Source organism: Leisingera sp. S232 (assembly GCF_049800895.1).
Lineage (GTDB): Bacteria > Pseudomonadota > Alphaproteobacteria > Rhodobacterales > Rhodobacteraceae > Leisingera.
In genome coordinates this window covers 32,359-46,609 of sequence record NZ_JBNAFX010000024.1, presented here as the reverse complement: position 1 = coordinate 46,609, position 14,251 = coordinate 32,359, and the positions used below count along the sequence as shown (strand labels likewise).

At 63.9% G+C, this 14,251-nt stretch carries 14 protein-coding genes; 6 read left to right on the top strand and 8 right to left on the bottom strand.

Annotation, left to right across the window (positions count from 1 at the left end; all coding sequences use genetic code 11):
- Positions 1-133: 133 nt before the first annotated feature.
- From ACP151_RS14540 to ACP151_RS14525, 4 genes are all read right to left on the bottom strand, one after another.
- On the bottom strand, positions 134-1,789 hold the full coding sequence (locus tag ACP151_RS14540) for a DUF4139 domain-containing protein (protein WP_424979626.1): 1,656 nt from the start codon (positions 1,787-1,789) through the stop codon (positions 134-136).
- Between the two features lie 92 nt (positions 1,790-1,881).
- A complete protein-coding gene (locus ACP151_RS14535; protein WP_424979625.1) occupies positions 1,882-2,214 on the bottom strand; it encodes a hypothetical protein in 333 nt (110 codons plus the stop codon).
- A gap of 125 nt (positions 2,215-2,339) precedes the next feature.
- A complete protein-coding gene (locus ACP151_RS14530) occupies positions 2,340-3,362 on the bottom strand; it encodes an aspartate-semialdehyde dehydrogenase (protein ID WP_424979624.1) in 1,023 nt (340 codons plus the stop codon).
- Positions 3,363-3,444: 82 nt separating this feature from the next.
- Complete coding sequence (locus ACP151_RS14525) at positions 3,445-4,629, bottom strand: MFS transporter (protein WP_424979623.1); 1,185 nt, start codon at positions 4,627-4,629, stop codon at positions 3,445-3,447.
- 122 nt (positions 4,630-4,751) lie between these two features.
- Between ACP151_RS14525 and ACP151_RS14520 the strand changes: the two genes are divergently transcribed.
- The 4 genes from ACP151_RS14520 (at position 4,752) to ACP151_RS14505 (ending at position 8,854) form a co-directional block, all read left to right on the top strand.
- Entirely contained in the window at positions 4,752-5,915 is a 1,164-nt protein-coding gene (locus tag ACP151_RS14520) for a DUF3095 domain-containing protein (RefSeq protein WP_424979622.1), read from the top strand.
- A 282-nt stretch (positions 5,916-6,197) separates the two neighbouring features.
- Positions 6,198-6,557, top strand: a complete 360-nt coding sequence (locus ACP151_RS14515; RefSeq protein WP_424979647.1) for a hypothetical protein — start codon at positions 6,198-6,200, stop codon at positions 6,555-6,557.
- 84 nt (positions 6,558-6,641) lie between these two features.
- Entirely contained in the window at positions 6,642-8,024 is a 1,383-nt protein-coding gene (locus ACP151_RS14510) for a leucyl aminopeptidase family protein (protein ID WP_424979621.1), read from the top strand.
- A 5-nt stretch (positions 8,025-8,029) separates the two neighbouring features.
- Positions 8,030-8,854 carry a C40 family peptidase gene (locus ACP151_RS14505; protein WP_424979620.1) on the top strand — a complete coding sequence of 275 codons (825 nt, stop codon included), beginning with the start codon at positions 8,030-8,032 and terminating at the stop codon, positions 8,852-8,854.
- 94 nt (positions 8,855-8,948) lie between these two features.
- On the opposite strand, the gene ACP151_RS14500 is transcribed toward ACP151_RS14505, so the two are convergent.
- The 3 genes from ACP151_RS14500 to ACP151_RS14490 form a co-directional block, all read right to left on the bottom strand.
- Positions 8,949-9,293 carry a DUF2794 domain-containing protein gene (locus ACP151_RS14500; RefSeq protein WP_424979619.1) on the bottom strand — a complete coding sequence of 115 codons (345 nt, stop codon included), beginning with the start codon at positions 9,291-9,293 and terminating at the stop codon, positions 8,949-8,951.
- Positions 9,294-9,408: 115 nt separating this feature from the next.
- Positions 9,409-10,098 (bottom strand): ArsR/SmtB family transcription factor, encoded by a 690-nt coding sequence (locus ACP151_RS14495; protein WP_424979618.1) that lies wholly within the window; start codon positions 10,096-10,098, stop codon positions 9,409-9,411.
- A gap of 87 nt (positions 10,099-10,185) precedes the next feature.
- The gene (locus ACP151_RS14490; protein WP_424979617.1) at positions 10,186-11,871 is read right to left on the bottom strand and encodes a Y-family DNA polymerase; all 1,686 of its coding nucleotides are present in this window, start codon (positions 11,869-11,871) and stop codon (positions 10,186-10,188) included.
- 111 nt (positions 11,872-11,982) lie between these two features.
- Between ACP151_RS14490 and ACP151_RS14485 the strand changes: the two genes are divergently transcribed.
- On the top strand, positions 11,983-12,459 hold the full coding sequence (locus tag ACP151_RS14485) for a c-type cytochrome (RefSeq protein WP_424979616.1): 477 nt from the start codon (positions 11,983-11,985) through the stop codon (positions 12,457-12,459).
- An 8-nt stretch (positions 12,460-12,467) separates the two neighbouring features.
- Here the strand turns inward: ACP151_RS14485 and ACP151_RS14480 are convergent, their stop codons facing one another.
- Positions 12,468-13,085, bottom strand: coding sequence for a TetR/AcrR family transcriptional regulator (locus tag ACP151_RS14480; protein ID WP_424979615.1), 618 nt, complete (start codon positions 13,083-13,085; stop codon positions 12,468-12,470).
- Positions 13,086-13,231: 146 nt separating this feature from the next.
- Here ACP151_RS14480 and mbfA point away from each other — a divergent pair, with 146 nt between their 5' ends.
- Positions 13,232-14,206: an iron exporter MbfA gene (mbfA, locus tag ACP151_RS14475; RefSeq protein WP_424979614.1), complete on the top strand. Its 975-nt coding sequence runs from the start codon at positions 13,232-13,234 to the stop codon at positions 14,204-14,206.
- Positions 14,207-14,251 lie beyond the last annotated feature (45 nt).

Below are 14,251 nucleotides of genomic sequence, written 5' to 3'. Positions count from 1 at the left end.
CACCGCTACCCAATGGCGGCCTGGGTGGGGGGTGCCGCCGCTCGGCGGGGGGCCCCACGCCCAACGGGAGGAAGGTATTTTCAATACCTGACGACGGGCGGGAGTTCCCCCAGATGCGGCGCGGATCAAAACGTCAGCGCAGCACCATACCGTCAGGCCAGTTCAGCGTTGTTTCCAACTGAATGGTCCGGCTTTCGCCCGCACCCAGTTCCATATCCCAGGCCAGAATGCCACGCTGCTTCTCGACATTCTCCTGCGAAGGCCGCGGTTTGGCGCGCCAAGCGATCTCCAGATCATCCTGCTGCGAATACGGTACCCGGTCCAAGAGCCGCAGCGGCCAATTCCGTCCGGTCAGGTTCTCGACCTCAATCTCCACCTTCTGCATCTGAGCATTGCTGCGCGAGATCAGCCCCTGTTCCCCCTCACTCTGCCCCAGCACATCGCGGCGCAGCCGCAGCCCTTTGATCGGGCCAAACCCTGCGTCCATCTCCGCCCCCGGCGCCAGCCCGGTAAAACGCTCCAGCGCAACCAGCTTGCCGTCTACAAACCGCGGCACCTCATCCGAGGCCAGAAGCGGCTCGCCAAATGTATTTGTGAAGGTGGCCACCCGGTAGGCGGTTTCATCCCGCGACGGCACCGCCACTGCCTGCAGCTTTGCCTCGGCTGTCAAGCTGTCCATCTCCAGCCGCAGCAGATCAGCGCCGGAGGCAACGGACACCGGCAGGCCGAACTGGTAAGTCGCCGCTGCACCGCCCAGATCAGCCCCCCATCCGCTTTGAGCCTCCTGGGCACTCATCGGCGCCGCCGCAACCGGCTCCGCCAGCGCAGACATTTCCGCCACGTCCCGTCCCATGGATTTCAGCGCCCGCGGCAGCGCGGGTTCTTCAAGCCGTCGCAGCCAGGGATACAGTACAGACGGGCTGCCCTGCCCTCCGGGAACCGCAGTCGACAGGGTCAGCGCCACGTCCTGCCAATTCTCGCCGGTGTCCTGCGCCAGCATCACCGCGCGTTTCAGGATCACCTGTTCCTCAGTCCCGGTGCTGAGATGCATTTCATAGGAGGGCTGCCAGCCGATATTGCCCGCGCCCGCAGTGTAGTAACTCACTTTGACGGCGCCCTCCCCCGCCTGCTCCGCCTCGATGTCCACTGCGATGTACAGGCGGTCGTCATCTTCCAGCGTGAGTGCCGCCAGCGCTGCCTGCGCCTTTGAAAGCTCCTCTGCCAGCCCCTCCAGTTGCAGCTCGATCCGGCGCGCTTCGGCCTCTGCCGCTACAGCGGCCTGGCTGGCACCGGCGGCCTCTTCCGAAATCATCCGGGCGATTGCACTCAAGGCGCTGGCATCTGCTTTGGCCAGGCCTTCGTTCGAACCCAGTTGCTGCAGGAACGTGATCGAGGCCTCCGCCGCCCGAACGCCGGATCGTGCGCGCGCAGCCTCGTCCCGCACGGCCGCGATCCGTGCCTCGACCTCGCGCAGGCGGGCTTCTGCGGCCTCGACTTCCGGGTCATCGGCGTTGCGTGGCGGCGCGTCATCTTCGCGCAACAAAGTAGCGACGCGCCGGGCACCGGAGATGTCCACCTGCAAAGTCTCCAGCAGGGCCGTTTTTGGAACATTCTGCAGGATCAGCCGGTGGCGCCCTTCCGGCAGGGTCACAGCCGCGGTCCGGGTCACATCCGCAAGCCCCGGATACAACGTTACCTTGGACACTGTGCTGCTGACCGGAATTGTGTCCGCAACAGCCGCCGCTGCAGCACAGGAGGTTAAGGCAAAAGCCATCAAGGAAATTCGCATTGGCATCTCACAATCAAAAATCTCGGCGGCTCCCCGCCTGATGCCATGCTACCGCTGCCTGACAGCTCCGGCCAGCCCGGCCGACGCCGTGTTCAGGCCTGCGGCAAAAGCCTGCCCAAACGCTGCTCCAGCACCGCCACCGGAAAACCCAGATACCGGCAGGAGCAGATTTCCACATGGCTGTGGATGTCACACAGAAACAGGCGCAGCCCCTGGCGGCGCAGGTAGAACCCATGCTGTTTCAGCCCCCTGCGCAGCTCCAGCCAGCTTTGGGTCGTCTCGAAGATTCCAGACAGAAGCATCCTCAGCTGCGCCGCCATTTCCGAGTCCAGCCGCTTGTGAATACGCGCGCTGGCCCATGCCGTTTGCGACGGAGCGGCGTTCCGGTTCACGAAACCTGCAATAAAATCCTTATGTGCCAGCATGGCCTAACCTCCTTTACACGACTGTTCAGGATCAGCGTAGGTCTGGCCGCGCCCGTCCGGCAGAGGCGCAAAAGAAAAGGGGCCGCCTCTTTCGAAGCGGCCCCCTATCCGAAAAGATACAAGGCTTAGCCTTTTTTCAGGACTTCGCGGCCCAGCAGCTCAGCAATCTGCACCGCGTTCAATGCAGCACCCTTGCGCAGGTTGTCGCTGACGCACCACAGGTTGATGCCGTTTTCGACAGTTGAATCCTGGCGGATGCGGCTGATGAAAGTGGCGAAATCGCCCGCGCATTCGATCGGCGAGACATAGCCACCAGGCTCGCGCTTATCGATCACCATGATGCCCGGCGCCTCGCGCAGGATGTTGCGGGCCTCGTCCTCGTCCAGGAACTCCTCGAACTCGATGTTCACCGCTTCGGAATGGCCAACGAATACTGGTACGCGCACGCAGGTCGCGGTGACCTTGATCGACGGATCGACGATCTTTTTGGTTTCCACAACCATCTTCCACTCTTCCTTGGTCGACCCGTCTTCCATGAAGACATCGATCTGCGGAATGACGTTGAAGGCAATCTGCTTCTGGAACTTGTTCGGCGGCACGTCCGTGGTCGGGTTATAGATCGCTTTGGTCTGATCCCACAGCTCGTCCATGCCATCCTTGCCGGCGCCCGACACCGACTGATAGGTCGACACGACAACGCGCTTGATCTTGGCACGGTCATGCAGCGGCTTCAGCGCCACCACCATCTGCGCGGTCGAGCAGTTGGGGTTGGCGATGATGTTCTTGTTCTTGTAGCCGTGGATCGCCTCCGGGTTGCACTCTGGCACGATCAGCGGGATCTCAGGGTCATAGCGGTACAGTGAGGAGTTATCGATCACCACACAGCCCGCAGCCGCAGCCTTGGGGGCGTACACTTTGGTCGCCTCGGACCCCACGGCAAACAGCGCCATGTCCCAGCCGGTGAAATCGAAAGTGTCCAGATCCTTGGTCGTGAGAGTCTTATCGCCAAAGCTGACTTCGGTGCCGAGAGAGCGGCGGCTTGCCAGCGCAGCAATCTCATCCACAGGGAACTGGCGCTCGGCCAGGATGTTCAGCATTTCGCGGCCCACGTTGCCAGTGGCGCCAACGACGACGATGCGGTAACCCATTTGTCTGTTTCTCCAGTGTATCCCGGCCCCATGGCCGGCGGCGGTGTGATACTGCCTTAGGAGACAAGTTTAAAGTCCCGGATCAGTCCAGGCTGTCGCGGCTGAGCAGATAAATTGCGCATCCCAGCACCAAAAAGGCCAAAAAGAAGCCGAAAATTCCCGTATAGGGCCCCGGATCAGACGGCAGACGGTCCGCAGCGGCCATTTCCGCGTGAATGCGTCCGGTGGCGAATTGCATGATTCCCACGCCGCCAATGCCAAAAAGGTTGAGCAGCGTCACCCCCCGCCCCGCCAGATGCGGCGGCACAAAGGCGCGGCCATGTGCCATGATCACCGGGAAGGATGCGCCAAAGAACCCGATCAGCGCCATCATTGCCACCGGCAGCCAGACCGGCGCCCCCGCAGCCAGGATCAGCCCGCCCAGCGCAGCACAGGCCAGCACGTTGCCGCCCAGGATCAGCCATTTGCGGGTGCCCAGCACCCGGTCCAGCGGCCCATAGGCAAATGTGCCCGCAATCATCGCAGCCCCCATCACCAACGTCGCCACCCCGATCTCCGGGGTGCTGAGACCGTAGACGTCGTTCAGATACGGACCGATCCACAGCCCCCGCAGCGCCCCCGAAGGCGCATAGGCCACCAGCATCAGCGGAAAAATCGCCCACATCACCGGCATCTTCAGCAGGTCCAGCACCGATCCCTTATGTTCGCCCTCTGGTTTGCCGGGATCGCTGACGGTCAGGAAAATCCCTGCTGCCACCAGTGCGGAAACTGCGGCCAACCCGGCCAGCGTCCCGCGCCAGCCAAACAGGTCCACAGCCAGCGCGGTGGGATAGGACGCAACCAGATTGCCAACCGATCCCACCCCCAGCATCACCGCCGCAAGCGTTGCAAAGCGTGCAGGCGGGTATTGTCGGGCAAAGATGTAGTAAGAGGCCATCAGCACCGGCGCGCAGCCGATACCGATCAGGAACATGGCGATGCTCACATGCGCCGGAGCAGTTGCCGCAGCAAAAACCGCTGCACCTCCGCTGCCTCCCAGCAGCAAGAGCAGCGACGCAGTCTTGCGCGGGCCGATATGATCCAGAGCCCAGCCCACCGGCAACTGCATGGCAGCAAACGACAGGAACCACATGCCCGAAGCAAAAGCGAGGTCATCCGGCGCCGCACCAATATCCTGACCCAGCACGGCTGACAGCACCGCAAGAAAGGCGCGGAAAAACTGGCTCAGCACATAGGCCAGGCACAAGAGTATCAATCCTGCCTGCATTCTCTGCCCCCAATTCCGTCCCGGTTGTCCTGTTCTGCCGCACAGCTTGCATGTTTGGCCCCGGCGTACAATTTGTTTAGGAAGAAACGAAAGGTCACAGGACCGGATTGCAGGGAGTGCTTATGCCGATGGACTCATTCTACGCCACCCTTCCCAAGATCCGCGATTTCGGCGATCTTTCAGACCCCTCTGCCTTTGCGCCGCTGCCAGCGGACTGGCACCTGTGCTGCACCGATATCGTGAACTCCACCGGGCTGGTGCGGGAAGGCCGCTACAAGACCGTAAACATGATCGGCGCCGCAGTGATCGCCGCCATGCGCAACGCGCTGGCAAGCGAGGCGTTTCCCTATGTGTTTGGCGGCGACGGCGCCTCTTTTGCCGTGCCGCCCCACCACCGGGCCACCGCTCAGAGCGTTCTGGGTGCTTTGCGCAGCTGGACCGAAGCCGAATACGGCATTTCCCTGCGCGCTGCGATGCTGCCCGCCTCTGCCATCCGGGCCAAGGGCCTGGACGTGAAGGTCGCCCGCTACGCTGTGTCGGATCACGCCGATTTCGCCATGTTCAGCGGCGGCGGCCTGGCCTGGGCCGAAGCACAGATGAAGGCGGGCCTTTTTGCGGTAGACCCCGCACCACAGGCGGATCCGCCCGATCTGGCGGGCCTTTCCTGCCGCTGGAGCAATACGCCCGCCCGCCACGGCATCATCCTTTCATTGGTTGCCCAGCCCGCCCCCGGTGCCAGCCCGCAGGCGTTTGCCCGGTTCGCCGCAGAGGTGCTCAGCCTTGCTGCGGAGCTGGAGGACAACGGCCACCCGGTCCCCGAATCCGGTCCCAAGCTGCAATTCCCGCCGGCCGGGCTGTCGATCGAAGCCCAGGCCTCTCACGGTAGGGTACCGCTGTTTCTGCGTAAAATTGCCCTGTTCTTTCACAGCAGCCTGGCCGGTCTGATCTTCCTCGCCCGGCGTCCCGTAGGCGGCTTTGATCCTGTGCATTATTTGTCGATGCTGCGAGCGCACTCCGATTTCCGCAAATTCGACGACGGGCTAAAGATGACACTGGATTGCACACCCGCCATCTGCGAGCGCATCCGCCGACATCTGCAGCAGGCAGCCGATGCCGGGCTGGTGCAATTCGGCCTGCACGAACAAGACGCTGCCATGGTCACCTGCATCGTTCCGTCACCCGTGGAGGAAGATCACATCCACTTTGTCGACGGTGCCGCAGGCGGTTACACCCAGGCGGCGGCCAATCTGGCGGCTGCCTTTGCTGTGAAAACAAAAGATCCATAAACCCGAACCGCAACACAGGCGCCGGTCGTCAATATACGCAAACGGCGCGCCCTGTCAGTGCGGCGCAGGCCCGCCAAACAACGGACAGGGTTGGGCAAAAACCCTTGCAAAACCCACCCTCGGCTGAATGCTGCCAGCCGTTTTTACCCTGCATTGTCCCTAAATTCGAATGATTTGAACCGCCCGCGGAAACCTTTTGAAAACGAATGGAACTCAAATTGGCAGTTGTGCCGTGGGGGCATATTGAATTGGGTGAATGTGGTGGCCAATATACTGACAGTAATGCACTCGGAAACAGTGCGCTTGGATCCTGACAAGCTTTCTGCGCTCTACGACCAGCTCGGCGAAGCCGGAGCTGAAGATGTCGTGTGCAGGGCGATTGAGGAAATGGCGGTCCGCCTGACACATTGTGAGCGTCTGTGGCGTCAGAATGATATGGCGAACCTGCGCAAAAGCGCCCGTTCGCTGATTGCGATTGCCGAACAAATCGGAATGACCGCGCTGGCCCGCATCGCCAGCGACGTCACAGAAGCAGTCGACGCCGAGGACGCGCCGGCGGTTGCCGCGATCCTGTTCCGGCTGATGCGAGTCGGAGAGCGTTCCCTGACTGCGGTCTGGGACCAGCAGGACATGACGATCTGACATTTCCACTGTCCGCGGGGCTTGCAGGCCGCGCGGCGGCGGCTAATCTGTTGCATCAGAAGTGATTGCAACCGGAGAATTTCAATGCCGCCAGTCTTTGCCGCCCCCGGCCCGGACAGCTGTCCTGTGCACGTGATTGAAAGCGATTCTTTCGACAGCTGGCTGTCCAGCCAGCCGCAGCGCGTTCAGGCTTGGGTTTCGGCGCAGGGCTTCAGCGGCGCCTGCGGTCAGGCGCTGACCGTGCCGGACGGCGATGGCGGGATCGGGATGGCCCTGGCAGGCTACGGCAGCGCCGCCCAGCGTGCGCGCCGCCGGTTCGTGCTGGCCGAAGCGGCGCAGAAACTGCCTGCCGGAACCTACCGCATTCTCTCTGGCCTGCCGGCAGAAGACGCCGCCAGCGAATCGCTGGGCTGGCTGCTGTCCGGCTATCGCTTTGACCGGTACAAGGAGACCAAGGGCGCCGCCGCTGCCTTGCAGGCGCCCGAAGGGGTGGAGGCCGCCGCCGTGGAATCACTGGCTGCCGCTGAATGCCTGACCCGTGACCTGATCAACACCCCCGCCTCCGACATGGGCCCTGCCGAACTGGAGGCCGCTGCCCTGAAGCTGGCCGAAGACTTCGGCGCCAGCGCATCCGTCATCACCGGCGAAGAGCTGCTGGAACAGAACTTCCCGCTGATCCACACTGTCGGCCGCGCTTCAAACCGCGCCCCGCGCCTCATTGACCTGCGCTGGGGCGCTGCCGGACCCACGCTGACCCTGGTGGGCAAGGGCGTCTGTTTCGACACCGGCGGTCTGAACCTCAAGCCCGGAAACAGCATGGCCTTGATGAAAAAGGACATGGGCGGTGCGGCAAATGTTCTGGGCCTGGCGCGGATGATCATGGCCGCAGGGCTGCCGCTGCAACTGCGCGTCCTGATCCCTGCGGTGGAAAACTCCGTTTCCGACTCCGCTTTCCGCCCGGGCGATGTGCTCACCTCACGCAAAGGTCTGACGGTCGAAATCAACAACACCGACGCCGAGGGACGCCTGGTGCTGGCTGACGCCCTGGCACTTGCGGCCGAGGACACGCCTGATCTGCTGATTTCCATGGCGACCCTCACCGGCGCTGCACGGGTGGCGGTCGGCCCGGACCTGTCACCGTTCTATACTGATCACGACAGCGACGCCGCTGCGCTTTCGGCCAGTGCGGCGCGCACTGCCGACCCGGTCTGGCGGATGCCGTTCCACACGCCATACGAAAAGATGATCGAACCGGGCATTGCCGACCTCGACAACGCGCCTTCGGGTGGCTTTGCCGGATCCATCACGGCGGCGCTGTTCCTGCGCCGCTTCGCCGGAGAGGCCCGCTATATGCATTTCGACATCTACGGCTGGGCTCCATCCGCCGAGCCGGGCCGCCCCAAGGGCGGCGCTCTGCAAGGCGCCCGTGCGCTGTTTGCCGCCCTGCCCGACATGCTGGAACTCTGACTGTCATGGCAGACCGCCGCCGCTTGCCCCTGAACATCCGTGTCGCCGCCGCGCATCTGGAAAACGTGCCGGACGGGCTGGAGCGGGTCAAGGGCACCCAGGCCCGCATTGGCGCATCCGTCACCGACCTTTTGCGGGCGCCAGACGGCGCCCGCGACCGCCAGCTTGTCTACGGTGAGCTGGTCACAGTTTATGAGAACCGCAATGGCTGGGCCTTTCTGCAATCCGCCAAGGATTCCTATGCAGGCTATGTGGCCAGCGCGGCGCTGACAGATCCTTTTGAAGCCACTCATCGGGTCCGCGCCCCGGCCACCCATGCCTATTCGGCGGATGACTTCAAATCACCAGAATGCCATGCGCTTAGCCATGGCAGCCGGGTGCAGGTTCTTGGCGGCACCGGACGGTTTGCACATACCAATCTCGGCTTCATCCCGGCCCGCCACCTGTCACTGCTGGGCACACATGAGGATGACCCTGTGGCAGTGGCGGAACTCTTTCTTGGAACCCCTTATCTCTGGGGCGGCAACAGCCGTTGCGGCATTGACTGCTCCGGTCTGGTGCAGGCAGCCCTGCTGGCCTGCGGCATCCCCTGTCCCGGCGACAGCGACATGCAGGAAACAGACGTGGGCAGCCAGGCCCCTGCCGGCGATTATCAGCGCGGCGACCTGCTGTTCTGGAAAGGCCATGTGGCACTGGTGCGGGATACCCGGACCCTGATCCATGCGAATGCGCATGATATGGCCGTGGCCCTTGAACCCATCGATGCGGCGATCGCGCGGATTATGGCACAGGGCGATGGCCCCGTCACCGCGCACAAACGGCTGGCCTAGGCCGGACCGGCAGCCGCAGACAGAAAAATCTTGCCAAGATTCTGGCCGGAAAATTTGAATTTTCCGGTCCCCGCTCCGCCGCAAACCCTTGCGGCTACTCCACGGAGCGGATCAGCTTGCGCTCCAGCACCCTCAGCACGGCCTTCAGATCCGCGCCGCGCTTGAGGATATGCCCGTCCATGCCAACCACCGAATACTGGCCCTGCCGCTGCCGCAGCTTGGGGCGTTTTTCGATACGGTAGAGCGGATGCTCCGCCGTGCGCCGGAAGATCGAGAAAACTGCCAGATCACGCAAGGAAGCAATCCCGTAGTCGCGCCACTCCCCGGCCGCGACCATACGTCCGTACAACGTCATGATGACCGACAGTTCCCGCCGGTCAAATGCGACTTGCTGAGGAATGGGAGATCCGGGAAAAGGCTGCACCTGATCAAAGCTCATACCTAAAAGGTTGCGCCATTCCCGGTTCAGATCAAGGTTTTTAACTGTCGAATTTTCGTGTGGTGCAGGATACACACAGGCTTTGCCGCTGTGTCGCAGACCTTTCAGCCCCCTCTCAGGCTGCCGCCGGCTCGCCGTATTTCGGGCCCAGAATCTGCTCCAGAGCCACCCGTCCCGGCGCCGTCAGCATCAGACCCCGCTTGTGCCGGTGCCGCTTGACCCAGCCGCTGTCCAAGGCGTGATCCAGGATCTGCCGCCCCATCGGACCGGCCACATGCAGCTTGCGCTCGGTCCAGTCCAGGCAGGGCCGGGCAAAAGGCTGGCGGCTCGCTTTCTCCGGCAGCACCACGCCCAGTTTCAGCCATTCTGGGGCCGGCACGGGGCGGAAGGCGCCCTGTTCCTCGACCAGCAGGCCGCGATCCAGAAACGCAGCTGTCATTGCCACCGCCAAAGGCCCTGCCAGATGATCGTAACAACTGCGCAGCTGCGCCAGCCCGCCTGCCTTGCGCCGCTGTGCCCGGTGCAGGCTGTCTGCGGGCGCAATCGCCGCCAGCTGCTCCAGCGCATGGGCAACCTCCGCCCCCGCCAGCCGGTGATAGACACAGCGGCCGCGCTTTTCAGCCACCACCAGCCCGGCCTCCTGCAGCAACCGCAAATGCGCTGTGGCAGTCTGTGGCGTGACACCCGCCGCTGCTGCCAGTTCCTTGTTGGTATAGGCGCGCCCCTCCATCAGCTCGCACAGCATCTGTGTGCGGCTGGCATCGGCAATAGCCTGACCCAGAATGTCAAAGCGTGGTGTGATCATTCCCCTATCTTATGCCGTTTCTGCAGGGCTGCCCAAGCAAAACCCTTCGCTGCGTGCCGAATTGTCCGGCGGTAGCTGGTGCAGCGGTCACGCAAACGACCCATGGCAGAACCAGCCCGGCGACAGCGCCCCGCCATGGGCAAAGAACAGCCACAGCCGGGTGCCGCACTGTGTCACCACCACCCAGTAATCCCGCACCCCGTTGCGCCATTCCGGATCATCCAGCCACCATTCCGGAGCGATCCGCTCCGGCCCCTCCGCTCCGGCCAACTGCCAGTCGCGACCGCGCCAGCGAAACTGCTGCGGTACCTCTGGCCGCTCCGGTGCATGGACCAGCTCAGGCCGCCACAAAAGCAGCGGCCGGGGCCGCGGTGGCAGCGGCCAATCCCCGGTGGCAGGCTCTGACCAGGCTGCTGCCTGCACAGTGAAACTCTTTTCCGGAATGTGGCTCTCGGCGGGGTGATAGCGGGTGATGGCCTCCAGCCCCAGCCGCGCGCCCAGGCGGCCGATCAGATCCTCCAGCGCTGCCTCATCCTCTTGCCGGGCCTCCTGCCGTGCCCGCGCCGCAGCGCCTGCCTGCATGTGGCCCGCCGGGGTGCGGGCATGAATGGCCTCTGCCTGCAAGACCTCCAGCCGCAGCATGTCGATGCCGTACCCCGCATCGATCTGCTCCAGCTTCATCTCCAGCAGAGGCCGGATGCGGGCCGGCGCGCGGCTGGCACGGGCCAGGCCCAGGGTCACCGCCTCCATCTCCAGATCGCAGCGGTGCGCCTCCAGCCGCAGCACCCGGGCGCCCTTGCCGCGTGCCTCCAGCCGGGAACACAGCCGCGGCAGCATCCGGTCGATGCCCGCCAGCAAATCCTCCATCAGCCCGATCGGCTCTGGCAGGGTCAGCCGCACTGCAAAATGATCCGGGCTGCGCGCGGGCGAGACTGGCTCTGGCGCACTGCCCATCGCCTGATCCAGCCGCAAGACCAGCCCCCGGCCAAAGCGGCGGGCCAGACCGGCGCGCGGCTGCCCCAAAAGATCTCCGATCCGCCTGAGGCCAAGCCGGTTCAGCTGTGCCACCGTGGCGCGGTCCAGCCGCAGGGCTGCCACCGGCAAAGGCGCCAGCGCCCCATAGGCCTGGCCTGCTTCGGCAATCCGCCCCGTCTGCGGCACCGCGGTCGGCAGCTGCGGCGCCGCCCCGCCCCGTGTCCAGTGGCGGCGCTTGACGCTCTGGCGTTTCTGCGCCCGGGCACGAGTCGCCCGCGCCTCCTGATCGATGGCATCGCCGGACCGCTCCGGCGCAGTCTCCTCCTCTGCGTAGCGCGCCAGCGCCCAGGCCGTGCCCAGGGTATCCGCCAGCCCCATCCGCACGCTCAGGCCCATCGCCACACAATCCTGCCCCGCGGTCTCCATCAGCGCCGCCTCGCTGCCGAACAGATGCGCACAGCCGGTCAGGTCGATGGTCAGCCCGTCCTCCCCGGCCTCTGCCACCCAGGGGCTGAACTTGCCCGCCCAGCGCCTGAGAACCGCCAGAAACGCTGTCTCTGCCGCCCGGTTGCGCGGCCGCACCACCAGGGCCGCGCACATCGCATGGGCATCGCGCAAGGGCTGGCCTACTTGCAGTCCTTGTGCAGAAGCGGCGCTGTTTAACGCAGAAATAACCTGGGTGTTGGAGACTTCCTCAGCGACGGCCAGAGGCCCGGCAATGTCGCCGCGCTCCGCCCGCAGAACGCGTTCGGCGCCAAGGCGCGGAAACCACAGCGACAGAATGCGGCGATGGGACATGGGCAGTTCGGGCAGCAGGGGCCGACAGACGGCAGGTTATAAGGATCAGTGACAGGTGTTCTCTTTTTGTTCCAAATATATGATTCGGTCAATCCACACAGAGGCCGCGCAATGACCCTGCATTGGCTCAAAGCCCTCGCCTTCCTCGCGATCCTTGTCGCGCTCGCCGTCGGCACCACGGCACCGGTCACGGCAGACAGCGGTCTCAGCAAACAGGTCACCCGGCGCATAACCCTGATGACCACTCAAAAGGCCGCAATGGATGTTCTGACCAGCATGATGGCCGGTCGTACCGCTTTTGACAGAGACACGGCGCAAACCGCCCGGCGGCAGCTGATCAAAACCACTGGCAGCATCCGCAAACGCTTCAAAAAACACCGGATGGACCCGCGCACCAATGCGCGGCCGCAGATCTGGACGGCCTGGGATGACTTCAAGGCCCGCGCAGAAACGACCCGGGCCGCGGCCCGCGATCTCAACACCTGGTCGCTGCCCGGATTGCGCCGCACCCTGCCCAGCCTGATGCAAAGCTGCCTTAGCTGTCACAAGACCTACCGCAGAGCGCCCAACAGCTTCATCACCCATTGAATAGGAGGTCAGGCGCCGAACCGCGCCATGAAGGTCTCGATCGCCCCTGCGACCACCCGCTCGCGCTCGGCTTCCGTGAACTCGGTCTCGACCTTGAAAAGAAACCGCAGAAAGATGTCGGCCTTGCACAGTTCGATGAACTGCGCCGCAGCCAGGTCGGCATCCCCGATCACCAGCTCGCCCCGCTGTGCCGCGGTTTCCATATAGCTGCGGATCTCCTCGTGCAGCGCCATCGGCCCGCTTTCATAGAACATCGGCCCCAGCTCCGGGAACCGATCCGCCTCGGCCACGAAGATCCGGAACAGCTGCAAGCTGAACCCGTTCAACAGAACCCCATGCACCCGCTCCGCAGCCAACCGCAGCACATCCCGCGGGCCGCAGCAGCCCTCAGCCAGCTCCATCGAGCTGTCCGCCTGCTGCACGCAGGCCGCGCGCACGACCTCCATGAACAAGACCCGTTTGTCCGGGAAATAGCTGTAAAGCGTTGCCTTGGACACGCCCGCCGCTTTGGCGATATTGTCGACGCTTGCACCTTCAAACCCATCGGCCAGAAACACCTTGCGCGCACCGTCCAGAACCTGATCGAATTTCCGGCCCGTGCGCAGGATGCTGTCTTGCTGGTTCATAAACTTCCCTCAGAATACGGGCAGGCAGCCGCATGCTCTGCCTCTAGTGTAACCCATGGGGCCTGTTTGCAACAGCTTTACAGCTGCAGTCTTGCGGCACCTCGCGAAACCGTTATATTTAGAATAATTCTAAAAAGAGACTCGAGATGCGGTTTTTCACTCAGCGCAAGCGTTTTGCAGATCTGACCGGGCAGGAAGTTCTTGCCCTGGCGATTTCCTCGGAGGAAGACGACGTCCGGATCTACCGCGGCTATGCCGAACGGCTACGGTCGGAATATCCCGCCTCCGCCGCCATGTTCGACGGAATGGCCGCCGAGGAAGACGGGCACCGCGCCCAGTTGATCGCCCTGCACGAGACGCGGTTCGGCCCGGCCATCCCGCTGATCCGGCGCGAGCATGTGGCCGGCTTTTATGCCCGCCGCCCTGTCTGGCTGATGGAAAACCTGAGCCTGGAGCGTATCCGCGCCGAGGCCCGCGCCATGGAGCGTGATGCCGAACGTTTCTATGCCGCCGCCGCGGCTCGCACCCAGGATGCCGCAACCCGCAAACTGCTGGGCGATCTGGCCGCCGCCGAAGCTGGTCATCAGGCCCGGGCGGGTGAATTGGAAAACGCGCATCTGGACGAAGACACCCGCGCAAATGAGGATGCCGCCGCCCATCGCCAATTTGTGCTGACATGGGTCCAGCCGGGGCTCGCAGGACTGATGGATGGCTCCGTCTCCACTCTGGCGCCGATTTTTGCCACCGCCTTTGCCACCCAGGACACCTGGACCACCTTTCTGGTCGGCGTCGCGGCCTCGGTCGGGGCCGGGATCTCGATGGGCTTTACCGAGGCCGCCTCGGATGACGGCGCATTGTCAGGCCGCGGCTCACCGATCAAGCGCGGCCTCGCCTCCGGGATCATGACCACCCTGGGCGGCCTGGGCCACGCCCTGCCTTACCTCATCCCCGAATTCTGGACCGCCACCACCCTGGCCCTGCTGATTGTCTTTGTCGAACTCTGGGCCATAGCCTGGATCCAGAACCGTTACATGCAAACACCCTTCTGGCGCGCCACCATGCAAGTGGTTCTGGGCGGCGCCCTGGTGCTGGGTGCCGGAGCCCTGATCGGCAGCGGCTAGGCAGGGGGCAAAGGCGGCCCTCCCGCCCGTTCCGGCACTGCCAAA